This is a genomic window from Dyadobacter endophyticus, assembly GCF_014641595.1.
In the GTDB taxonomy this organism is placed as follows: Bacteria; Bacteroidota; Bacteroidia; order Cytophagales; family Spirosomataceae; genus Dyadobacter; species Dyadobacter endophyticus.
This window is the reverse complement of the sequence record NZ_BMIA01000005.1, coordinates 18,833-39,739: the sequence shown is the minus strand read 5'-3', so window position 1 is coordinate 39,739 and position 20,907 is coordinate 18,833. Positions and strand designations below refer to the sequence as shown.

Genomic DNA, 20,907 nt, shown 5'->3' with positions numbered 1-20,907 from the left:
GGTATCGTGAATCTTATCTCCTGGGCGGACGCAGCAGTTTGCCGACCGGGGCGGCGTAGAAAAGCAATTGGTGGAAGAAACGAACCGGTTCACGGAACACTGTGACCTCCGGGTCAAAATTGTAAAAGTAGGATTGCGGTGTAAAGAGTTGGATAACAGGCATATTATGAACCTTCTGGGAAGTTTCCTTATCCTGCTTGTCCTGTTGTTGTTTGAGTTTTTTAGCCAGGTAACATTTACCGTCGCAACGCAGCTCGGGGCGCTTACGGTTTTCGCAGAGCACCTTGGCAATGTATTCCCGGTTCAGTTTGAAATACGCGATCGTACCCCACGGGCTGAGCGTGGGTAGCATAATAGCTGCAAGCAATATGTAGGCTATGAACGAGCGCATTAAAAAGCGGTCCCTACGCCGGGGTCGGAAAACCGTTTGTCTTTGATAAAATCGTCGTCATTCAATGTTCTCAAAAATGCAATGATCGATTGCTTTTCTGCGCTTGTCAGGCTGATCCCGCGTTTCTGACCTGCGGCATTGAGCAGCGGATCCAAAGTCGGGGAAACGTAAATGCTGTCTTTACTGCCGGGTTTGTCGTTCGCATAATGATCGAGCACCTGTTCCAGTGTCGTGAAACGGCCGTCGTGCATGTAAGGCGCCGTCAGTCCCGCATTGCGCAGGCTTGGTACCTTGAATTTCAGCCGGTCGTCGGCATTCAAAGTAATGGCATACCTGCCCTGGTCGTTTATCCGGTTGGGTGTCAGGCCATTGTTTCTGAATTTCTGGTCTGTAAAAAGCTCTCCGGCGTGGCAGGAAGCACATTTTTGTTTAAAAATACTTAAACCATCCTTCTCCTGCGCAGTCAGCGCGGAAGCGTCGCCTCTTACAAAATAATCGTATCTGGATGTGGCCGAAACCATCGTCATCATAAACTGCGACAGGGCCTGCATCATACGGTCGGCTGTGATGCTATCGCTACCGAATGCAGCTTTGAACATTTTAGGGTAATCCACCTGCTTGGCGGCACCAGCTACCGGCGTTTTCTTCAACTTTTCAATCACATTGGAAACGCGCTCGTCCATTTCCACCTTGTTCTGAATGGGCACCGGCGGCACCATATCCAGATCATGCACACCGCCATCCCAGAAGAAGGAAGTGTTCCAGGCCATATTCTGTACCGAGGGTGCATTACGTGTGCCGATCTTATCGTCCACCCCATGGCTAAGATCGTGGCCGTGGTGCGTGAATGCGGCCTGCTGCTGGTGACATGTCCCGCAGCCAATATTGTCCGTGCGGGAAAGAATGCCATCGTAGAACAGGAACTTCCCAAGTTCAACACCTTCGACAGTCAGCGGATTTTTGGATAAATCATAAACCGGATCGGGGAAATAGGAAGGTTTTGTCCATTGCAATGGAGTAGGCGTATTGTCCGATGGCTTAGGTTCCGGATCATCGGTGCTGCTCTTTTTGCAAGAGACCGCCAACGCCAGCAACGCCGCCAAAAAGCTCATTATGCCTGTAACCCTCCCCATTTCGGTTGCTTGTGCGATTAATTGATTTTTATCTCTTTGACATTAAACATACCGGCGTAATTGTCGGCGATGATCTTCGAAGAGTCGGAAAACATTACGCCGGAGCTCTTCTTGATGCTCCACTGCGTTGGGCCGTTGAAAATTTTCAGGATATCGGCCTGGATAAGTACATTGGAAACAATGCTCGTCGTAACGATCGCCTTCTGGCCAGGGAAATTCAGTTTGATGGTTTTGAGATTGTTGAGCGTCTTTTCCGTTCTGCCTCCAAAACCGCCGATGTGGTAATAGTATTTACCATTGGCAGTTGTTGCCGAATCGGAAGCACCTTCCAGTTTCAGAAAAATATAGCCTGGATTCCAGTCCCAGTACATTGCTTCCTCGTTGGTTGGGCCTGTATCCTTGTCGAGAATTCCCTTGCGCCCGGGTTGGGATGGGTCCATCACACTGCGCAGGCTGTCTATGCCCACCATGAATTCTATACCGGTATAATCGCCCGTCAACACGTTCCGGATCGTCAGCTTTTGCGATCCGGAATTCGCCTCGCGAATCAGGAAATAGCTTGAATCCTGCGGCACCGTAAACACGCGACCGTCGATCCTGGTGAGTTTGATATTCGAAATATAGTAATTCAGCTTGCTGACCGTGAAGTCCTCGCCCGCGGCATTGACGTATCTGGTGCTGTCGAGCTGCAAATCCTGGTTGCCCACGATATTATCGAATTGCAACTGAATGGTGCCGGTTTCGATGGGGTCGGTATCGTCTTTTTCGTCCGGGAAAGAGCATGAAACCATCAGTAGCCCGGATGCAAGCGCCCATGCCGACAGCCATGAAAATGTTCTTTTCATCATGTGTATTTTGTAAAATAAGAATTTACACGCAGTAAATAGGCGTGCTTTAAGCCGACAAAATTGCAAACAGAATCTGTTCTAACTAGTAATAGAACTGCAAACGGGGCGATTTTATGCTAAATCAGACGAGCGGGGGATGAAAAATATCGTCCACCGCGACGCGGGGTGCGAAGCTGGGGGCGAGGGCGAAAACTGCCCGCGGCAGCAATTCGATCCCAACCGGTTGTTTGGTAAAGGAGAAAACCGCGCGCTGGTCCATCACCTGGTCGATCAGCCGCGACATATAGCTTTTTTCGGCCTGCCTTTTTTCGTGCTCATCGAGCGAAGCAATGCGTTTGGCAAGGTAACATTTGCCGTCGCAATGCAGCTGCGGCCGGTTTTTATTTTCGCAAAGGTTCGCGACGATGTATTCACGCCTGATTTCAAAATCCAGGTATAACAAAGGAATCACCCACACTTTGACCAGCATGAGGCCAAGCAGGCTGAGGGATATCCATTGTTTCGCAGAATTTCTCACAATATCAGAAACGAAGGGGCCGGTTTAAGTGGTATTCGATCATGCAAAGGTATTGACGAAAAGGTTAGAAAAGATGTTTTTCTTTATGAGGATACATCACTCACTAGCGTAATTTGTAATAAAGCTGAAATGAAAGACCTCCGGAGTAAAGAAAACGGTTATTGAGCACTGGCGGTGTATAGCCGAAACCCGGGTAATACTGCACATAAACGGAGGCTTTGGTCCGCCGACCCATTACGTTTCGCAGTAAAAACCGGAGAGACAGGTCACGGCTTAGTTTGAGGTCGTAAGCAATATAGCCTTCCCAGCCTATTGCGACATTATTCCTTTCCTGGAAAGAACCTTCATAATCGCCAAATGTAGGCCCTTCAAACCGAAACTTCCCATTGTACCCGGCAAATGAGATGATAGGGCCATAACCGACGCTGATAAACCGGGGGCGGTATTTGAACTCGTATGAGGCCCGGAAATAAGCCCCCCGGAAACTCTGGGACGGATTGAATTCATCGTATTGATGGGTAGAACCTTTTGCAAAACCTGCACCGATCACAATACTTGCGTCCGGCTTTTTGATATCAAACCGATAGTAGGGCTCAATGACGATCGTTTTTCGAATGTAATACCAATTGGGCAGGACATACGTGGGTACGCTGTTGATCACATCAAGACCAAGGTAGCGGCCTCTGGTGCTGTCCTCCTGGGCGTAGGTTGTAAACGCCAGCGAGACGATGGTGATGAGAGCGGCGAGTGTTTTCATCATTTGATCTCGACATAAATCCCTGTGGAAGTATCCTGCGCGCCAACCTTCCAGCTATTCGGTGCGACGTAGGTGCCATACCGCACCTCCACTTTTTCGAATGTCGACCGATGCGTGCGGCCATCCCGCGGTTTATTGGCATTCACTACAAATCCGCAATCACCCTTATAGCGGAATTCCCGTTCATAAAAGATTGTCAGGGTGTCAGCGGTTTTTTTACTGCCTTCATACGTGTATACATATGTAGTGCTATCCGCCCGCAGGGAAATCGGGAATTCTTGTATTCCTGTAATATTTTTGGATACGAGCTGTCCCTTTGAATCCAAGGCATTCAGCGCGAATATGGAGTCTACCTTAGCAGAGTCCAGAAATGTATTTGTGGAGCTTACGACAATTGTCAGTTCGCGCTGTGGACCGCAGAAGACACAGCCGAGAAGCAAGAGCGATACAGACACTGGAATTATCGACATCAAATATTTCATGAAGATCCGGGGGAGTATGTTTCCAGGAGACACAATTTCTTCAAGGAGCGTTGCCCGCCGCAGGATAATCGCTCTTTTTATTGGGAGCAGATTTACAGTATTGTAGGTATATTTGAGAAAAACACACTATGACAACATTAGCACTTTTACGCCCGACCATGTACTCAGAAGAGGAATATCTCCGGCTTGAAAACGACGCCTCTGAGAAGAGTGAATTCTTTCAGGGGAAGATCGTCATGATGGCTGGGGCTGCGCCGAACCATAATTTTATCAACGATAATGTTGTGGGGTTGATACACCCTTTTTTGAAAGCAAAATCGTGCAAAAGTTGTTCGAGCGATCAACGGATTCATATACCATCGAATTCGCTTTATACTTATCCCGATATTATGATTGTGTGTGGGCCGAAAAAGCATGCAGAACTTGATCGTAATACAATCACTAATCCATCGGTAATTTTTGAAATCCTCTCACCGTCTACGAGTGAGTACGACCGTGGCAAAAAATTCAGACTGTATCGTGACATCGAAAGTTTGCAGGAATATGTGATCATCAATTCACTGAGTATAGAAGTGGAGGTGTGGCGGCGGACTGTGAACAATCAGTGGCTCCTTGCCGACGACGCTTTTTCTTTAAATGATTCTATCACCATTCAAACAATCGGCGCTACGCTGCAAATGGCCGATCTTTACGACGGTACTGAGAATGTAAGCGGCCTCTTTCCCGCGCCCAAAGAGTAATTTTCCTATATTTGCCCTTTGAACAATAAGGGGCTTTTTGCTCCGTTTAAGATCAAAATCGTTTTTGAATAGAATCGACCTCTGTTTCATTCGCTTAACCATTCACTTTTTATTTCTGATATGATGCTTCTGCAAGCACTTACTGACTCTACTGCGGCTGCACCCGTCGCTGAGCAGGGCCTTTCTGTAATTGATCTGCTCGCCAAAGGGGGGTGGGTAATGTTGCCGCTCGGATTGTTGTTCCTGGCTACATTGTTCCTCATCATCGAACGTTTCCTTGGAATCGGTGCCAACGGTAAAATCGAGCCGCAATTTGTGGACAATGTCAAGGATTTTATCCAGCAGGGAAACCTGAAATCGGCGGAGTCACTTTGCAGAAACCAGCGTAACGCTGCGGGCCGCATTCTTGAAAGAGCGATCGGTCGTATTGGTTATCCGATTAAAGACATTGAAACAACGATCGAAAATGCCAGCCAGATCGAGATCCAGCGCATGGAAGGTAACCTGCCCTACCTCGGGGTGATCGCGGGTATCGCGCCGATGCTCGGGTTTGTGGGTACGATTTCAGGTATCATCCGTATTTTCTACGATATTTCGATCTCCAACGACTTTAATATCAGCACCATCGCGGGCGGTATGTATGAGAAAATGATCACCTCCGGTTCCGGTCTGATCATCGGTCTGATCGCCTATGCGGGCTACCACTTGCTGAATATGAAAATCGACCGTTTTGCATTGCGCCTGCAAATGGCTGCTTCTGATTTTCTGGATGTGCTTCAAAAGCCTGTGGCTGCAAAATAGATAATTTACAAGCCTGGCAGGTCTTTGGATTTGGCAGGTCAACAACTCATTTCCAATATGAAAATACGTCGGAAGAGCCGGTTTGCCCCGGAGGTGTTCACGCACTCGCTCAACGATATTATGTTCTTTCTGCTGCTGTTCTTTTTGATCATCTCCACGATGTCCAATCCGAACGTGATCAAACTGATGCTTCCGAAAGCATCGGCTACCCAGCAGATGTACAAGAAGCAGATTACGCTGTCGGTGGATGACAAAAAGGCTTATTTTATCGATAAGGAGCCAATCCCGTTCGATCGCCTGGAAGCTGAATTACAGAATATTTTTGCCAATGTGGAAGAAAAGACAATTGTATTGCGGGTAGATAAGAACCTCGCCGTGCAGGACCTGGTGGATGTGCTCGAACTGGGCGCCAAGAACGATATCAAAATGGTGATGGCTACGGCCAAATAGATTTTAGGGAGTAAAGGGAAGAGGGAGGAAGGAGGAAAGGAAGGGTTTGAAGGTTCTTGATCTTCAAACCCTTTTTCCGTTTTAGTGGTCGGCGGCACTTTGGTAGATTTGCTCCACAACGGATTGCAGGATGGCGCCTTGCGCTCCGTCGCAGATGTTGGCCTGTTTACCGTCGCAAAGGTCCATGAATGCAGTTGTGTTTTGTAACTGAACGTCGATGTTGCCTAAATGCGGGAACCGGATATCAGCCAGCTCGCCTGCTATTTCGGTGTGTACCGAGAGCGGGAATAATTTGGCTCCGCCTTTTGTGCCGAAAACTTCCAGATTGATGGCCTCCTCCTGCTCCATATTCAGCGCAAATGATGTGGATAATGCGATGCTCACATTGCCGGGGAACGACAGATGTGCAAAACAGGCATCCTCCACTTCGAAAGTAGCGGGGTCCCATGCGCCTTTCAGACCCTTTCCGCCGGTTTTACCAATAAAATCATAGGTATTAGCCACAATGCGGGAGGGATGCTGATACCCGGTTAAACCTAATGCAAGGTCGAGGATATGCACGCCTAGATCAATCAGCGCTCCGCCTCCCTGAATGGTTTTATTGGTGAAATTGCCCCAGCCCGGAATACCGCGACGGCGCAGGTAGTTGGCTTTGATGTGGTAAATGTCGCCGAGGTTGCCAAGGGCATGATAGTTTTTCAAAGTCGTATATTCCGGAGCATGGCGGCGCTGGAAGTTGTACGCCAACGTTAAGCCCTTCTTTTTGGCCAGGTCGGCCATTTCGCGTGCTTCGCGGGCGTTCATCGCAGGTGGTTTTTCGCAAAAAACGTGACAGCCGTTTTCGAGCGCCTGCATGGTGAATGGGTAATGCAGGGTGTTAGCCGTGCAGTTGACGACAATGTCGGGTTTACCTTCGCTCCGGTACATTTCATCGGGACTGTCGTACGCAAACAGTACGCCATGCTTGTCGGCCAGCGCCCGGGCTTTATGAATGTCGCGGCTGCATATCGAAATGACCTTGACGCGATCGGATAATTGGGCTAATGCCGGAAGGTGGTTCTGGTCGGCAATGTGCCCGCCGCCGATGATGGCAGCTTTCAGTACTGACATGAATGGGAAGAATCGGTTAATTATACTTCCAAATATCAGCAATTATTTGGTTCTACCTTCCATCGACCGGTGGGCTCTGATTCAGGTAAATGCCGCCGTAATTGAAAAACCTGGCCTTGCCGGATTTTTCATCGACATATCCCTTGTTCGTGGTTCTTGGAATGAGACTCCATTTTCCCCCGTACGCAACTTCAGTGAATTTTCCTGCGGCAGAGGGATTTAGCGTCCCATTGAGGAAGGCGCCAATCTCGTCCATTTTGGGAAGAGTAGATGTGCCTTTTGTATTGAAATCCAGAAAGCCCTGACGTTTGTCCTGATTATCCTTCTCAATTTTAAAGTCAATTTCAAGGGTATACTCCATTTCAACCGTCTTGCCGTTCTGCACCGCCGGATTCCATTTTGGCATCTCATTTACGACACGCAGTGCTTCCTTGTCAATACCGTAGCCAATCTCCTTAAGGCTTTTGGCGTTACGGATATCGCCGTTTTTATCCACAGTGAAAGACACCAGCGCGATCGCTTCCACATTTGTTTTGCGTGCAGTTTCCGGGTATTGCAGGTTTTGAAGCAAATATTGCATCAATGCCTCCCTTCCGCCGGGAAATGAGGGTTGTTGCTCGACAACCTTCATATCATCGCTGGTTGGGGAAGAATTTGGTACAGACGTAACGGTATGGTCGCCGGTTATTGGCTGGCCGACGATTACCGGCCCCGTGATTTGGTTTACGGCCTTTTTGATGATCAGCCCAAGCTCCTGATTATTGTCGGTCAGCTTAAATTCCTGCGTTTCATAGGCAACGTGCGTGATCACGAGCCTGGAATTGGCCGGCACATTATGTAGTTCAAAACGACCGTGACGATCCGTGGTTGTGCCGCGGGTTGTCCCTGCAATGATGATGGTAGCATCCTCGACCGGCCCGTCGATTTCGTCGGCAATGAGGCCTCTTACGCGAATGGTCTGTTCAACTTCCGCTCTCAACTTACCGATGGCCTGCAATGGCGAACGTGAAGCCGTGATGGCAACCGAACACGCCACTACTGGTAGAATCAGCAAATACTTGGTCAGTAACCACCGTGAACTACGTTTTTTGTAAATCATCTGAATCCTGCGTTTTAGCAATGAGGAATTGAAAAAATGATTGGCAATGGCAATGTCCGGGCTGCGCATGGCATATGCGACCAGAAATGACGCATAATCGTTTCGGTCCGGAACAGGCTGATCGGCCAGGTATTCGTGTACGGTTTCAATGGAGCGCTTGTATAGCCACACAACCGGGTTAAACCAGAAGCCTATTTTCAGTAGCTCGATCAACAGGACATCCGCAGTGTGCCATTGCCGGATATGTTCGTACTCGTGCCGGATGATCGCGTCCGGATTATGCCGGTAGTCATGAGGGCTTAGAAATAGCCAGCGAAAGAAAGAAAACGAGCTTCCGCCTCGGCTACCGGCGTTTTCCGGCAACATAAGTAATGTGTAATAACCCATATCGATTCTTTCGCTCCGGCGGGCCATTTTACCAAGCCTGAGAATGTCCGAAGCGAATTTCCAGGTTAACGCCAGCGCGACGGCCGCATACAGCCCGGCAATCCAGGGCCATATATGAATGCCCGTTTCCGGTGCTTTGTCTGCAATTACGGCTACTGAGATGGTGGCTTTCTGGTATACAGTTTCCGGCACGTAGATGGTCGTAACCGGTTCTGCAACGTGGATCGCAGGTAATGCCAATGCAATCAGTAACGTGCCCAGCAGGTAGAACCGGTTCCATTGAAAGAAAGTATGCTTTCGAAGCAAAAGCCAATAGCAGGCATAAAACAATAACCAGTATGCATTGACTTTTGCCAGATAGAGGAGCGTTTCCATGCAGGGATGCGTTTCAGGTTGTTATTTGTCTTTGGTGTTGATGGAGACGACGCCCTTCGCACCTTTTGAACCGTAGATTGTAGTAGCCTCTGTACCTTTAAGGACGCTGACACTCTTTATCGTGTTAGGGTCTATTGTATTTAGTAACAGACCATCCATTACTTCGCCGTTCAAAATATAAAGTGGCTGATTTTCTGCCGTAAACGGTCCGGATGTTCCCCGAATTTGTATTTTGGCATCCGATCCTTCTCCCACGGTGAGGGTGGTTCTGTCTTCGAAAGTTTCAGCGCGCAGCGGCACCTCGGTATTGTTCTGTTGCGCAACTGGCTGCGCTTCAAATGTCTGAGCAACTGGTTTTTTGAAACCGACAACTGTGGACTCTTTGTCGGTGGTCGTGTCTTCGCCTTCTTCCGCCAGCTGGAAATTGATGGGGACCGTGTATTTTACACTGACGGATTTTCCGTCCTGCTTACCCGGAGTCCATTTAGGGAATTTGGAGACTACGCGGAGTGCCTCTTCATCGCACCCAAAGCCAATGCCTTTCAGAATTTTGACGTCCTGGATGTCGCCCGCAGAAGTCACCACAAAGTTGACAAAGACTTTGCCTTGTACATTAGCTTTGGAAGCACGTGTGGGGTATTTGATATTCCGGCCGAGGAATTTGAACATCTCCGCATTGCCACCGGGATATTCCGGTGTGACTTCGACGGCCTCTAAAACAGGGCTGGCTTCTAAACGTTCCCCCGTTCTTATTGCCTCATTTTCTTTCGAAACCTGGCTTTCACAACCAGCGACAAGCAGTGCGCTGGTTCCGATCATTGTTGCAGCAGCCACGTAGGTGCCCAGCATCCATTTGGATGTGCGATTCTTATAGATCATCTGGATGCGGTTTTTTAACTGAGATGGTTTGAAAAAGTGGTTAGTCAGCGACGCGACAGGCGCATTGAGCGCATATGCGACGAGGAATTGGGCATAATACTCACGATTCGGGGCTTGCGCATCGGCCAGGTACTCGTGAATTTCTTGCAGCGACCGCTTGTACAGCAGCAGCACCGGGTGGAACCAGAAAACAGTTCGCAGTATTTCTATCAACAGAATATCGAGACTATGCCGCTGTTGCGTATGCACCATCTCGTGCCGTAGAATAGCGTCGAAGTGGTTTTCATAGTCGTTGCGGTTAATGACAATCCATTTCAGGAATGAGAAAGAGCCGACCTCGTTGGAATCGATCAGGATCACTGTGCAATCTTCCAGCTCGATAAGCTCGCCTGAGCGAAGGTATTTTACGAGCTGGGCGATGTTGCGGGCCAGTAGCGCAGCGGATACAGCCAGTCCTGCGGTATAGATCGTCGTCAGAATTTGCACCCAGGTCCAGCTTTCCCGTTCTTTCGGGGCCTCTTTAATCACTGCGAACGTCGAAGCGCTCATTTCGTAGATCACGGGCAGCTCGGGTGCCGCCGATGGATAAATGATCTCCGGCAAGGCAAAGGCAATCAGGAGAGAGCCGATCAGGTACCAGCGGTTCCATTGAAAGAACGTATGCTTGCGCAGCATCACCCAGTAGCAAGCGTACAACATCACCCAGTAAAGGCTCACCTTGCCGATATATATGAAATTTTCCATGGCTAACAGACGGTTTACTGGTCGTTTTTATGGTGGTTGATCAGCTTCATGATTTCATCCAGATCCTTGGTGTTCAGGTCATTATCCTTTACAAAAAAAGAAACCAGGTTAGGGAGCGAGTTATTGAAGTAGTTGACCATCAACTGCTTCATTTCGTGGCGTTTATATTCCTCTTCGGAGATGAGCGGATAATATTCGTGTGTCTTGCCGTAGGCATTATAGCCAACGACCTCTTTCTTTTCCAGAATACGGATGATGGTCGATACGGTATTATAGGCCGGTTTTGGCTCGGGCATTTCGGCAAGAATGTCTTTCACAAACGCCTTTTTCAGCTGCCAGAGAATTCTCATGACCTCTTCCTCGGCCCTCGTCAGGTTACGGATTTCCATAGTGTTCTTTCTTTAAAAATGGGTTATAAGTAATGGGTAATTCAAATGTATTACTATTTTGTTAGTTTCAAAACTATTTTATTAGTTATTGTAAAAAAATAAAAACCGTCACGGGAGTGGTGACGGTTGGGGTTGATTTTCAATGTTCTATGTTACGCATATTTTGAGCCTTTGCGACGAAGATATTGACCTATGTTACACAGCGCTCCTGGCATTAATACTACCTCGTGGTTCCAGTCAAAAGTTGTCCAACTACCAGGCGTAGCAATCATCACTTTTTTCGTTTCCGTGAAGAACCATAGCACTTTCGCTACTCCGAATTCCAGGAGTTTCATGGTTTTCAAAGTCACATATTCGCTTTCTGTAGCATCTTGCAACTCTACACGCGTGTCAACCTCAATACACATTGCGGGCGGAACTTGTGCATAATTCAGGTTGATCTGGTCTATCGTAAGAATATTGTAATCAAAAACCATAAAATCCGACACGAGGTTGTTTTTTCTGTCAATATGCAGACCAGGCTCGTTGGTGGCAATGAAGTATTGATTCTCGTCGATCGAACGAAGAAGAACACGTACCAGAAAAGTGACGATAAATGCTTGTAAAGTAGAGCAACCCATAACACCTTCTGCATCTTTATTACCTGCAAGAACCTCTGGGTAGCCTTTGAAGTAGTAAGGCTTCCCATCAATGATCTCGCGGATCAGTGATGTTGGAATGCTTTCTTCTAAGGCATTTTCGGGGATGTCGAAGCCTGGTCTCAATGAAGCTATCATAGTTTGGATCGGTTAGCCCATTATCGAATATACAAAAAATGGACGTTGATATTCAACCTAATGTACAAGGTGACACGCTCAATGAGCAATCTGCAAAAACAAAGGGCGACGGAATCAAATCCCGTCGCCCTTGCATTATGATATCTAAATTGCCTATTCAACCACGCTCAACTTCACAGTATTCGTCTTGCGCTGTCTCGAAACCGGCATGCTCAGTGTATTGATGAACACGTCGCCTTTCTGCAATTCGCCTTTTTCAACGAGGAATGTTTTGATGTCCTCGATGAGATCGTCGGTAGAAACGCCCTGGTCGCGGTCGTAGTAGAATACTTTCGTACCCCAGTACAATGCAAGCTGGTTCATCAGCATCCGGTTCGATGTGAAGATCAACAGATTCGCTTTCGGACGGTGGTGCGACAAGCGGAATGAAGTATAGCCTGAGCGTGTAATGCCGATAATCGCCGCAGCCTGGGTGTCACGTGCCAGACGGCAAGCGCTCATTACTACGTTGTCGTTCAGCTTGTAGGTGCCTGGGGAGTCGTTAACGGCAGCATGGTGTCTGAAATAGATGGTTTTGCTGTTAGCCTCCACTTTTTCAATGGTTCTGGTCATGCTTTCCACAGCCAGAAGTGGGTATTTACCGGAAGCAGTTTCAGCCGAAAGCATTACCGCATCGGCACCATCTAGTACCGAGTTAGCCACGTCGTTCAGCTCGGCGCGGGTTGCGCGAGGGCTTTCGATCATGGATTCGAGCATTTGCGTAGCCACAATTACAGGCTTGCCGGCACGGTTACATTTCTCCACGATCATTTTCTGGATCATCGGAACCTCTTCGGCAGGAAGTTCTACCCCGAGGTCACCGCGGGCTACCATGATACCGTCCGTAGCTTCGATGATCTCATCGATATTTACGATCGCCTCAGGCTTCTCAATTTTCGCTACAACGCGGGCAAATTTGCCTTTGCTGGCGATATATTCCTTCACTTTTGTGATTTCGTCAGCTGTGCGGACGAACGACAATGCGATCCATTCTACATTGTTTTCAAGGCCGAAATCCAGATCTTCCCAGTCTTTCTGTGTTACCGAAGGCATCGAAACGCGCGTATTAGGCAGGTTTACGCCTTTTTTGGATTTCAGTAAGCCACCATAGATTACCTCTGTGATTACGTCCGTACCGTCAATTCCGGTTACCAATACTTCCAGTTTACCATCGTCCATCAACACCCGGTCGCCGATCTTTACATCATTGTACATTCCGTCGTAAGGTGTGCTTACTTTCTCGGCAGTACCCAGCACTTCGGTATTTGAAAGGATCAGTTTCTTACCTGATTCGATCAGAACGCCGTCTTTTTCCGCCACCAGACCGATACGGATCTTTGGCCCTTGCAAATCTTGAAGAATAGCCAGGTTAAGGCCGTGCTCTTCGTTGATCTCGCGGATGTTGGTGAGTCTTTCCAGATGGTCAGCGTGGGAGCCGTGGGAGAAGTTGAGACGGAATACGTTCACTCCTGCTTTGGCCAATGCATATAATGTTTCTTTCGATTCCGAGGTCGGGCCTACGGTTGCAACAATTCTGGTTTTTTTGGAAGACATAAAGTTAATGTGCAGTAAAAATGATGTTTTTATAAACAATCCACGTCGATTATTACCTGGATGCTTTTTAGCGTCTTGTCAGTCAGAATGTCAATTACTTTTTCCTGTATAAATGACTTTGCCGCCTTAAAATTAATCTTTTCTCGTTCAAGTTTGATGAGAATATCGAACAAAAACTGATTTCTTACTCTTTCGACCAGTGGCGGCTGGGGCCCGAGAACCCTGCTGGCACCCAAATGGGCCGTCAGTTTTTCAGCCAGCACTTTCGCGGCGCGGTTCGAAGTTCCCTCGTCGACATGCTTCACCGTAACCTTGATAAGCCGGGTGAACGGCGGATAGTTAAACTTCTCGCGCTCCGCGATTTCGGCCTCGTACATGCCCTCATAATCATTATTAATGATTTTTTCGAGCAACGGCTGAGAAGGATTTGCCGTTTGGATCAAAACTTTCCCGGGCTTGTCGGCCCGCCTGCCTGCGCGCCCGCTCACCTGCGTAAGCATTTGGAACGCACGTTCGGAAGCGCGGAATTCGGGGAAGTGGATAATGCGGTCGGCGTCGAAAATGCCCACCACGCTTACATTATCGAAGTCGAGCCCCTTGCTTACCATTTGCGTGCCCACCAATATATCGATCCCGCCTTCTTCAAAATCCTGGATGATCTGCTGATAGGCATTCTTGGCACGCGTCGTATCGAGGTCCATCCGCTGCACCCGCGCCTCCGGGTACATTACATTGATTTCCTCCTCAATTTTTTCAGTACCGTACCCCATCGTTTTGACCTTGGGTGACCCGCAATGCGGGCAAGTACGAGGCACTTCCTCCTTATGCCCGCAATAATGGCAGCGAAGCTCGCGCGCCTTCATGTGGTAGGTAAGGCTCACGTCGCAGTTGGCACATTCGGAAATCCAGCTGCATTCCTCGCATTGCAAATAAGGCGAGTAACCTCGTCGGTTCTGGAAAAGGATTGTTTGCTCCTTGTTTTTAAGGTTGTATTCCAAATGGCTGAGCAGCACAGAAGAAAACTCATTCTTCATCTGCTTCTGCCGCTTTTCCTTCTTGGTGTCGATCAGTTCAAAGCGGGGTAATGCGGCATTTCCGAAACGCTGCTTCATCTCCACCAACCCATACCGGCCGCTTTGCGCGTGAAAATAGCTTTCAAGCGACGGTGTCGCCGAGCCGAGCAGCGTTTTGCCTTTGTGCATGTACGACATGATCACGGCTACGTCACGCGCGTTGTAACGCGGGGCGGGGTCGTGTTGTTTGTAGGACGTTTCGTGCTCTTCGTCCACGATGATCAGTCCCAGATTATCAAACGGCAGGAAAATAGCCGACCGCACGCCCACAACAAACTGGAATTTTCCATCCAGAATGCCCTTCCAGACTTCCACACGCTCGTTATCCGAAAATTTGGAATGGTAAATACCCATTGCATCGCCAAACACTTTGCGCAGGCGGATGACGATCTGGGTCGTCAGCGCAATTTCGGGAAGCAGGAATAATACCTGCGAGCCACTTTCGAGCGCTTGTTTAATAAGTTCGATGTAAACTTCCGTCTTACCACTGCCGGTAATACCGTGGAGTAGCACTACCTCTTTTTCCGCGAACAGCTCGTGGATTTGCCGGGAAGCCTCTTCCTGCGTTTCGGTGAGCGTAATGTTGCCCATATTGCCCATAGGAATGTCCTCGAAACGGGAGACAAATATTTCGAACTGCTCGAAAATGCCTTTCTTGACAAGGGTATTCAAAGAGGCATCCGAAATGGTGTCATCCTGGCTGAATATCGATTTGTCCAGACCCTTGGCGTTCAAATCCGGATTATTGTAAACCGGTATGAAGCTGAGGTATTTCAAAAGGATTTCCTGCTGTTTTGGGGTCTTGTCAAGATCGGCTGCCAACTTTGAAAGCGCTTCATTCGTAGTATAAGCAGCCGTCAGCCTGATCTTCTTAGCAACTTTCGGTTTGTAGCGTTCTTTGACTTCTTCATACAATATCACCGCCCGCTTCCCGACGAGTGATTTGATAATGGAAGTTATATTCGATTTCTGCAAAAGCCTTTCCACTTCTCCATAAGAAAGGGTTTGGTGCTTCTTGATCTCCTCAACTACCAGATGCTCCTGGTCGGTGAGCAGGTCTTCATATTCAAATTCAGGATTTAACTGAATGCGCGACTGGCTGGTGATTTTCAGTCCGGCGGGCAATGCGACATTCATCACTTCGCCGATATTGCAGAGGTAATATTCAGCTACCCAATTGAAAAGTTCAAGCTGATGTGCGGTCACGATCGGCTGCTCGTCCAGCAATTCCAGAATGTATTTGGCCTGATACTTTACGGGCGGATTTGTGTGCAGCTGCGCCACCACGGCCGTGATGACCCTTTTTTGACCAAACTGTACGATCACCCTTGCGCCCACCTTGATGAGCGAGGCCATTTCCCGTGGTACGCGGTACGTAAACAGGCTTGGAATCGGTACCGGGAGAATCAGGTCGGCAAAAAAGGTAGTTTCTTCCTCAAACAAGGAGGTCATTGGCTCAATTCTTTAATTCGGCGCAAGTTCGCAATTTGTGGTCAAGCAATCAATGAAACATCGAGCGAAGCGGCATGCGCCCAGTCGACCATTGCATTGAAAAGCCTGATATTCTGAAATTTGGCAATATCACTTTCCCGGATTTCTGCCAACCTGATAATGCCCTGATCGAGCAGGAGCGCGCGTTGTGTACCGGGCAGGAGCGGGGTTGCGGGTGTCAGCCAATCGCTGCCGTCGAAGAATGCGACATTGCAATAATTGGAATCGGTTACCAGCCCTTTTTTAATAATCAGTATTTCGTCCGCATCCCCGCGCTGTGCAAAAAGTGCATTCAGCGCGTCGCGGTTATCATATTTATATTGGTAATCGATCTCGTCGTCGTACACCCGCCGAATCTTGCGGATCGTGCGCCGTGAATAGGGTTCCCATTGGATATTGTCGATCTCTTTATCATAAGCCAAACGGCATTTGTGCATGCTGTCATCGACGTGATCGGGTATTTGCAGAAGCCCGGCCAGGTCCCAGTCATCCATGCAACCCCAAAGTTCCTGTCGGGTTTTGTTCAGGCGTGCTTCGTGATACGACAGGTTTTTCAATTGCCGGTTTTCGACACAGATCGTTTCAAAGCACAGCATGCGGGGCGTAGCTAAATGGGAGATAAACCTTATCGACAATTTCCTGGTATTCACTCGATGCATTGCTCCGCGCAGTAATGCCGCCACCGCTTTTAAAAACCAATCTGTCTTCCTGCTGCTCGATGAACCGGATCATTACGGCACTTTCGAAATTCGTTCCATCGAAATAACCCATTATGCCCGTGTAATAACCACGGTTATACTCCTCGGCCTCCTGAATGATTTCCAGCGTACGCGGTTTCGGCGCGCCGGTAATAGAACCTGCGGGTAATAATTTTTTCAAAAGATCGCCATACTGACCGTCAAAGGTGGCCGGAAGTATCCCTGCAATTTCGGAACTAACTTGTAAAAGCGTTTTATCAGAAGTCTGAATGCGGTCGATGTAGCGATAGCGTTCCACCCACACTTTTTCGGCCACCATACTCAAATCGTTTCTAATCAAATCGACGATCGTCGCGTGCTCGGCGGCTTCCTTATCATCCGAAAGAATTACTTGTTCCGCGTTTGGTATCGAAGCATCAATGGTGCCTTTCATCGGAAATGAGGCAATGCGGTTGCCCTGAATGCGGACAAATAACTCAGGAGAAAAGCAAACAAACCTGTTTTTGAATAGCACCCGGTAAGGCGCTTCGCTGTGCCGGAATATCTGTTCGAGCGTCAGGTTGGTGTCGATCGGCGTGGGCACCGAAAGGTTGACCAGAAATGAGTTTCCGGCATTCAAATGGCGTAATACGCAATCAAATTTGGCGTGATATGCCTCGAAGGAAAGCGGATGTTTGTCGAACTGAATGTGCTCGGGAAGCTCGTCGCGAAGAAGAGCAACGTCGTTGGAAAAACCATTCAGATTGAAGAGAATCTCGTTTGGATCGAGCTCGTCGAGTTGCCAGGCCTGCGGTTTTTGAAATTGGTAGTCCACCAAAAAAAAGAACGGGGTTTTGGCTTTGCCCCATTCATTCAGTTTCTCCGTAAAGTCCCCTGCCGCGTTTTCCAAGCTTAAAAAGGTATTATCAGACTTTTTGAACAGTTGGCTAATTTACAAAGTTCAGAAACCAATAGCTAAATTAGAGGGTTAAAACACTAAGGACGGCCGGTAGCAAAGGGTCGTCGGTTCAAACGATGCACATTTACGACGCAATTATTATCGGAGGCGGCCCTTGCGGCCTCGCAATGGGTATCGAGCTGGCCAAAAGCGGTCTCGATTACCTGATCCTCGAAAAGGGAAACCTTACCGAATCGATCCGCAGGTATCCACGGCGGATGAAGTTTTTTTCCACTGCCGAAAATATCGAAATAGGCGGTATACCGTTCGCGATTTCGGATGTAAAAGCCAACCGCAATGAGGCTTTACAATATTACCGGAAGGTAGCAGGGTATTATCATTTGAATTTCAGGCTATTTGTAGATGTCGACCGGAGCGAGAAACAGGCCGACGGCACTTTTCTTACCTATTCGAATGATGGACAGGTGTTCCAGTCGAAAAATGTGATCCTGGCCACGGGTTATTTCGATGTGCCCCGTATGTTGAATGTACCGGGCGAGAACCTGCCACACGTTTCGCATTATTATGATGAGCCATTTAAATACTCCTATACCAATGTGGTGCTGGTGGGCGGTTCCAATTCGTCGGTCGAAGCAGCTTTGGAGCTGTATCGTCACGATGCAAAAGTGACGATCGTGCATAAGGAGGCCGACTTCCGCACAAAGGTCAAGTATTGGCTCGTGCCGGATGTGAAGAATAGAGTGAAGGAAGGGAAGATTCATACGCGTTTCAACTCGGTTACGCGTGCGATCGAGCCGGGGCGTTTGCTGATAGAGAACATTGAAACCGGCGAGCAGGAGTGGTTGCCGGCTGATTTCGTGTTCCTGCTGGTAGGTTACCTGCCGGATGAGCATTTGCTGGCGCGTTGCGGCGTAACACTCAATCCGGTTACGAAAGTGCCGGAGTATGATTCGGAGACTTTTGAGACAAATGTGCCAGGCCTTTACCTCTGCGGGACTGTGCTTGCTGGTGTTTTTACGGAAAAGGTCTTTATAGAGAACGGCCGTGAGCATGCGGCGGCTATTGCTGATCATTTGGCAGGCCGCGAAGTCCGGAAGGTTAATGAGTTGATTGCTCGAATTTAAAACGCCCCGGCCGCTAATTATCCGTCTACCAAAATCAGCTTCTTCCTTTTCTTTTTAGAGGAAATTTTCTCGATTTTACCAATCAAACCATTCGCTCCGACGGCATAGCCTACGTTTCCTGCGAAGCTCAGTGCGTGGAAACCTTCGGTGCCGAGTGAAATCCAGCTTTTGCCACGGTCCAGTGAGACGCTGCTGCCGGAAGGGCCGGAGGCTACCAACGCGTAGTTGTCGGATCGGATCTGCGTGTCGCCGTTCCAGGTGGCGTTGGTTTTGTGATAAACGGCTGCGGATTCTTTGAGACCGGTGGGTTTTGTCATGCCGGATAATGTCCAGGTAATGCCGCCGTCATTGGTCAGCAACACGTTTTGTGTCGAGTCTGTTGTTTTTTTATAGTCTCCACCTACTGCAATACCATTCTTTTTAGACCAAAACCTTAATCCGAATATGCCGCTTGTCGGGCCGGCTGCCAGCGGCGTGGAGGAAACCTGCCAGCTCTGGCCATAATCTTCTGAACGGAATACCCGGGCCATCTTACTTCCGCCTGTTCCGATAAACACGGTTCCTTTGCCGTTAACAAGAATGGAGCTGCCGCTGGCGGCGAAACATGCTTCGCCGGGTTCGGCTGCCGGGCGCTTGTCGAGTGGTAGTTCCTGCCAGGTGTTACCGCCATTATCAGTTGTCAAAATGAATAGTTTCCCCTGCGTCGGGTCGCCGAGGCAAATTCCCTTATTTTTATCCCAAAAGTCGATTCCATCCAGAAAAACCCCATTTTGTGTAGTTTGGTACACAAGCTTCCAGCTTTCTCCGCCGTCTTCGGTCTTGTAAATTTTAGCTTTATCCTTCTCAGATTCGCCTGCACTCATCGCGATCGCAACTTGTTTGTCGAATGCATGAATGTCGCGAAAATCGAGCGAATCGGCGCCGGCGACTTTGTAGGTTATCCATGTGTGGCCGCCGTTGGTCGTTTTCAAAACAGTGCCCCGTGTGCCGCCGATCCAGCAGATTGTTGGTGATACCGCATGTACTGCGCGCATATGGATCTTCGTTTTGATATCGATGACTTTCCATTGCGCCTGGCTTGCTGTCGCTGTCAGGAAAATCGTCAATAGCATTGTGACAGCAAAAAGGCCGTTCACGTAAAATCGGGGCGCTGGTTTGCGAAGTGGCACAGTATTTTATTATTTTTCAGTTCTAATGTTTTATCAACACAAAATAGGGAATTCATATGAACAAGAACCAAAAATTTTTGATTGGCTCGATCGGAGCATTGCTGACCGGCATTGCGATTGGCCTTTTGGTAGCTCCAAAAAATGGCAAAGAAACCCGCAAATTGATCAAAAATAAGGCGAACGACCTTGGTGGAAATGCGAAGGACACGTATGAAAAAAGCCTTGAAGAGCTTTCTCACCTGGCCGACAAGCTTAAAGACGGGTTCTTGAAGAATGTAAGTACTGCAAAAGATAAAGCTAACGGCCTGGCCGACAATGTGAGTGAAAAAGCTCGCAGCGTGGTCAACAATAATGTTTAGTAACTCCGATATTGACTACATTGAAAGGGTTGTTTCCGATAACGAAGCGACCCTTTTTGCTGCCTTTAATCAGGGTATTTTGGCTACAACTTCGCCGATTACCCGATTAATATCTTCCGTGAAATTCTTCGTTTTCTCAGGAATGATGCCGCTCGCACCCCCTTGCCACACCATCCTGTTGTTGGCAGCGTCCACTAGGTCGATCACGATCGTACCTTCGCGGTATTTGCCGGTCACTACTTCTTCACTTTTCCAGGAATAGCGTCGCTGGCCCATGTAACGCGGTAGCCCGTCGGTGCGGAAGTCCGTCTGTCGGGTTTGCAATTGTTCCCGTACATTCAATGCGATATTAATTTTTAGTCCCGGGTCGCGTGCTTCGTCCAATCCCCGGGATTGCAGGTTTTTAGCAATGGCTTCCCGGATGATATTCACATTCTTTTCGAAGTTTTTAGAAACGGTATCGCCAGTCGCTTCGATGTCATAGAAGCCGTAGGTCGCGTAGTCGGCAAGCTTGAAGGTGTTTTCTTTCTTGACTTTCAGGAGTTTGTAGGAAGAGCTGCACGCGGTAATCAAAAAGGTGGAGCACAAAAAGACCAGTGCCGGTAGATTTCTCATAACAGCGAA

22 protein-coding genes are annotated in these 20,907 nt (G+C 48.5%); 5 read left to right on the top strand and 17 right to left on the bottom strand.

Annotated features, from left to right (window positions below; all coding sequences use genetic code 11):
* Nucleotides 1-13: 13 nt before the first annotated feature.
* The 6 genes from IEY24_RS27065 to IEY24_RS27040 form a co-directional block, all read right to left on the bottom strand.
* Entirely contained in the window at nt 14-391 is a 378-nt protein-coding gene (locus tag IEY24_RS27065) for a hypothetical protein (RefSeq protein WP_188938440.1), read from the bottom strand.
* On the bottom strand, nt 391-1,524 hold the full coding sequence (locus IEY24_RS27060; RefSeq protein ID WP_188938439.1) for a cytochrome-c peroxidase: 1,134 nt from the start codon (nt 1,522-1,524) through the stop codon (nt 391-393). Before IEY24_RS27060 ends, IEY24_RS27065 begins: the two co-directional genes overlap by 1 nt.
* 17 nt (nt 1,525-1,541) lie before the next feature.
* Nucleotides 1,542-2,372: an MbnP family protein gene (locus IEY24_RS27055; RefSeq protein WP_229223247.1), complete on the bottom strand. Its 831-nt coding sequence runs from the start codon at nt 2,370-2,372 to the stop codon at nt 1,542-1,544.
* A 121-nt stretch (nt 2,373-2,493) separates the two neighbouring features.
* On the bottom strand, nt 2,494-2,889 hold the full coding sequence (locus tag IEY24_RS27050) for a hypothetical protein (protein WP_229223245.1): 396 nt from the start codon (nt 2,887-2,889) through the stop codon (nt 2,494-2,496).
* 103 nt (nt 2,890-2,992) lie between these two features.
* Complete coding sequence (locus IEY24_RS27045; protein ID WP_188938438.1) at nt 2,993-3,649, bottom strand: hypothetical protein; 657 nt, start codon at nt 3,647-3,649, stop codon at nt 2,993-2,995.
* Nucleotides 3,646-4,116 carry a hypothetical protein gene (locus IEY24_RS27040; RefSeq protein ID WP_188938437.1) on the bottom strand — a complete coding sequence of 157 codons (471 nt, stop codon included), beginning with the start codon at nt 4,114-4,116 and terminating at the stop codon, nt 3,646-3,648. The genes IEY24_RS27045 and IEY24_RS27040 overlap by 4 nt, the downstream gene beginning before the upstream one ends.
* A gap of 140 nt (nt 4,117-4,256) precedes the next feature.
* On the opposite strand from IEY24_RS27040, the gene IEY24_RS27035 reads away from it, so the two are divergent.
* From IEY24_RS27035 to IEY24_RS27025, 3 genes are all read left to right on the top strand, one after another.
* Nucleotides 4,257-4,868: a Uma2 family endonuclease gene (locus tag IEY24_RS27035; protein WP_229223243.1), complete on the top strand. Its 612-nt coding sequence runs from the start codon at nt 4,257-4,259 to the stop codon at nt 4,866-4,868.
* Between the two features lie 120 nt (nt 4,869-4,988).
* Nucleotides 4,989-5,669 (top strand): MotA/TolQ/ExbB proton channel family protein, encoded by a 681-nt coding sequence (locus IEY24_RS27030; RefSeq protein ID WP_188938436.1) that lies wholly within the window; start codon nt 4,989-4,991, stop codon nt 5,667-5,669.
* 57 nt (nt 5,670-5,726) lie between these two features.
* The gene (locus IEY24_RS27025; RefSeq protein WP_188938435.1) at nt 5,727-6,119 is read left to right on the top strand and encodes an ExbD/TolR family protein; all 393 of its coding nucleotides are present in this window, start codon (nt 5,727-5,729) and stop codon (nt 6,117-6,119) included.
* A gap of 81 nt (nt 6,120-6,200) precedes the next feature.
* Here the strand turns inward: IEY24_RS27025 and IEY24_RS27020 are convergent, their stop codons facing one another.
* From IEY24_RS27020 to IEY24_RS26980, 9 genes are all read right to left on the bottom strand, one after another.
* Nucleotides 6,201-7,229: a Gfo/Idh/MocA family protein gene (locus IEY24_RS27020; protein WP_188938434.1), complete on the bottom strand. Its 1,029-nt coding sequence runs from the start codon at nt 7,227-7,229 to the stop codon at nt 6,201-6,203.
* A gap of 52 nt (nt 7,230-7,281) precedes the next feature.
* A complete protein-coding gene (locus tag IEY24_RS27015) occupies nt 7,282-9,090 on the bottom strand; it encodes a TonB family protein (RefSeq protein WP_188938433.1) in 1,809 nt (602 codons plus the stop codon).
* A gap of 21 nt (nt 9,091-9,111) precedes the next feature.
* Nucleotides 9,112-10,713 (bottom strand): M56 family metallopeptidase, encoded by a 1,602-nt coding sequence (locus IEY24_RS27010; RefSeq protein ID WP_188938432.1) that lies wholly within the window; start codon nt 10,711-10,713, stop codon nt 9,112-9,114.
* 14 nt (nt 10,714-10,727) lie between these two features.
* Nucleotides 10,728-11,102 carry a BlaI/MecI/CopY family transcriptional regulator gene (locus IEY24_RS27005; RefSeq protein ID WP_188938431.1) on the bottom strand — a complete coding sequence of 125 codons (375 nt, stop codon included), beginning with the start codon at nt 11,100-11,102 and terminating at the stop codon, nt 10,728-10,730.
* A gap of 152 nt (nt 11,103-11,254) precedes the next feature.
* Nucleotides 11,255-11,878 carry a Uma2 family endonuclease gene (locus IEY24_RS27000; protein ID WP_188938430.1) on the bottom strand — a complete coding sequence of 208 codons (624 nt, stop codon included), beginning with the start codon at nt 11,876-11,878 and terminating at the stop codon, nt 11,255-11,257.
* A 153-nt stretch (nt 11,879-12,031) separates the two neighbouring features.
* Entirely contained in the window at nt 12,032-13,471 is a 1,440-nt protein-coding gene (gene pyk / locus IEY24_RS26995; protein WP_188938429.1) for a pyruvate kinase, read from the bottom strand.
* A gap of 29 nt (nt 13,472-13,500) precedes the next feature.
* A complete protein-coding gene (priA, locus tag IEY24_RS26990) occupies nt 13,501-15,996 on the bottom strand; it encodes a replication restart helicase PriA (protein ID WP_188938428.1) in 2,496 nt (831 codons plus the stop codon).
* Between the two features lie 41 nt (nt 15,997-16,037).
* Nucleotides 16,038-16,631: an aminotransferase class IV family protein gene (locus IEY24_RS26985; protein WP_188938427.1), complete on the bottom strand. Its 594-nt coding sequence runs from the start codon at nt 16,629-16,631 to the stop codon at nt 16,038-16,040.
* Complete coding sequence (locus tag IEY24_RS26980) at nt 16,618-17,622, bottom strand: aminodeoxychorismate synthase component I (protein ID WP_188938426.1); 1,005 nt, start codon at nt 17,620-17,622, stop codon at nt 16,618-16,620. The genes IEY24_RS26985 and IEY24_RS26980 overlap by 14 nt, the downstream gene beginning before the upstream one ends.
* A gap of 125 nt (nt 17,623-17,747) precedes the next feature.
* Here IEY24_RS26980 and IEY24_RS26975 point away from each other — a divergent pair, with 125 nt between their 5' ends.
* A complete protein-coding gene (locus IEY24_RS26975; protein ID WP_188938425.1) occupies nt 17,748-18,755 on the top strand; it encodes a YpdA family putative bacillithiol disulfide reductase in 1,008 nt (335 codons plus the stop codon).
* A 17-nt stretch (nt 18,756-18,772) separates the two neighbouring features.
* Here the strand turns inward: IEY24_RS26975 and IEY24_RS26970 are convergent, their stop codons facing one another.
* A complete protein-coding gene (locus IEY24_RS26970) occupies nt 18,773-19,867 on the bottom strand; it encodes a WD40/YVTN/BNR-like repeat-containing protein (RefSeq protein ID WP_229223241.1) in 1,095 nt (364 codons plus the stop codon).
* 113 nt (nt 19,868-19,980) lie between these two features.
* Between IEY24_RS26970 and IEY24_RS26965 the strand changes: the two genes are divergently transcribed.
* Nucleotides 19,981-20,283 carry a YtxH domain-containing protein gene (locus tag IEY24_RS26965; protein WP_188938424.1) on the top strand — a complete coding sequence of 101 codons (303 nt, stop codon included), beginning with the start codon at nt 19,981-19,983 and terminating at the stop codon, nt 20,281-20,283.
* Between the two features lie 69 nt (nt 20,284-20,352).
* On the opposite strand, the gene IEY24_RS26960 is transcribed toward IEY24_RS26965, so the two are convergent.
* The gene (locus IEY24_RS26960) at nt 20,353-20,898 is read right to left on the bottom strand and encodes a DUF4136 domain-containing protein (RefSeq protein ID WP_188938423.1); all 546 of its coding nucleotides are present in this window, start codon (nt 20,896-20,898) and stop codon (nt 20,353-20,355) included.
* Nucleotides 20,899-20,907: the final 9 nt, after the last annotated feature.

What these genes read in the sequence shown, in the direction of transcription:
- IEY24_RS27065 (WP_188938440.1), bottom strand. Translation starts at nt 391, where the DNA reads ATGCGCTCGTTCATAGCCTACATATTGCTTGCAGCTATTATGCTACCC.
- IEY24_RS27060 (WP_188938439.1), bottom strand. Translation starts at nt 1,524, where the DNA reads ATGGGGAGGGTTACAGGCATAATGAGCTTTTTGGCGGCGTTGCTGGCG.
- IEY24_RS27055 (WP_229223247.1), bottom strand. Translation starts at nt 2,372, where the DNA reads ATGATGAAAAGAACATTTTCATGGCTGTCGGCATGGGCGCTTGCATCC.
- IEY24_RS27045 (WP_188938438.1), bottom strand. Translation starts at nt 3,649, where the DNA reads ATGATGAAAACACTCGCCGCTCTCATCACCATCGTCTCGCTGGCGTTT.
- IEY24_RS27040 (WP_188938437.1), bottom strand. Translation starts at nt 4,116, where the DNA reads ATGTCGATAATTCCAGTGTCTGTATCGCTCTTGCTTCTCGGCTGTGTC.
- IEY24_RS27035 (WP_229223243.1), top strand. Translation starts at nt 4,257, where the DNA reads ATGACAACATTAGCACTTTTACGCCCGACCATGTACTCAGAAGAGGAA.
- IEY24_RS27030 (WP_188938436.1), top strand. Translation starts at nt 4,989, where the DNA reads ATGATGCTTCTGCAAGCACTTACTGACTCTACTGCGGCTGCACCCGTC.
- IEY24_RS27025 (WP_188938435.1), top strand. Translation starts at nt 5,727, where the DNA reads ATGAAAATACGTCGGAAGAGCCGGTTTGCCCCGGAGGTGTTCACGCAC.
- IEY24_RS27020 (WP_188938434.1), bottom strand. Translation starts at nt 7,229, where the DNA reads ATGTCAGTACTGAAAGCTGCCATCATCGGCGGCGGGCACATTGCCGAC.
- IEY24_RS27015 (WP_188938433.1), bottom strand. Translation starts at nt 9,090, where the DNA reads ATGGAAACGCTCCTCTATCTGGCAAAAGTCAATGCATACTGGTTATTG.
- IEY24_RS27010 (WP_188938432.1), bottom strand. Translation starts at nt 10,713, where the DNA reads ATGGAAAATTTCATATATATCGGCAAGGTGAGCCTTTACTGGGTGATG.
- IEY24_RS27005 (WP_188938431.1), bottom strand. Translation starts at nt 11,102, where the DNA reads ATGGAAATCCGTAACCTGACGAGGGCCGAGGAAGAGGTCATGAGAATT.
- IEY24_RS27000 (WP_188938430.1), bottom strand. Translation starts at nt 11,878, where the DNA reads ATGATAGCTTCATTGAGACCAGGCTTCGACATCCCCGAAAATGCCTTA.
- pyk (WP_188938429.1), bottom strand. Translation starts at nt 13,471, where the DNA reads ATGTCTTCCAAAAAAACCAGAATTGTTGCAACCGTAGGCCCGACCTCG.
- priA (WP_188938428.1), bottom strand. Translation starts at nt 15,996, where the DNA reads ATGACCTCCTTGTTTGAGGAAGAAACTACCTTTTTTGCCGACCTGATT.
- IEY24_RS26985 (WP_188938427.1), bottom strand. Translation starts at nt 16,631, where the DNA reads ATGCTGTGCTTTGAAACGATCTGTGTCGAAAACCGGCAATTGAAAAAC.
- IEY24_RS26975 (WP_188938425.1), top strand. Translation starts at nt 17,748, where the DNA reads ATGCACATTTACGACGCAATTATTATCGGAGGCGGCCCTTGCGGCCTC.
- IEY24_RS26970 (WP_229223241.1), bottom strand. Translation starts at nt 19,867, where the DNA reads ATGCTATTGACGATTTTCCTGACAGCGACAGCAAGCCAGGCGCAATGG.
- IEY24_RS26965 (WP_188938424.1), top strand. Translation starts at nt 19,981, where the DNA reads ATGAACAAGAACCAAAAATTTTTGATTGGCTCGATCGGAGCATTGCTG.
- IEY24_RS26960 (WP_188938423.1), bottom strand. Translation starts at nt 20,898, where the DNA reads ATGAGAAATCTACCGGCACTGGTCTTTTTGTGCTCCACCTTTTTGATT.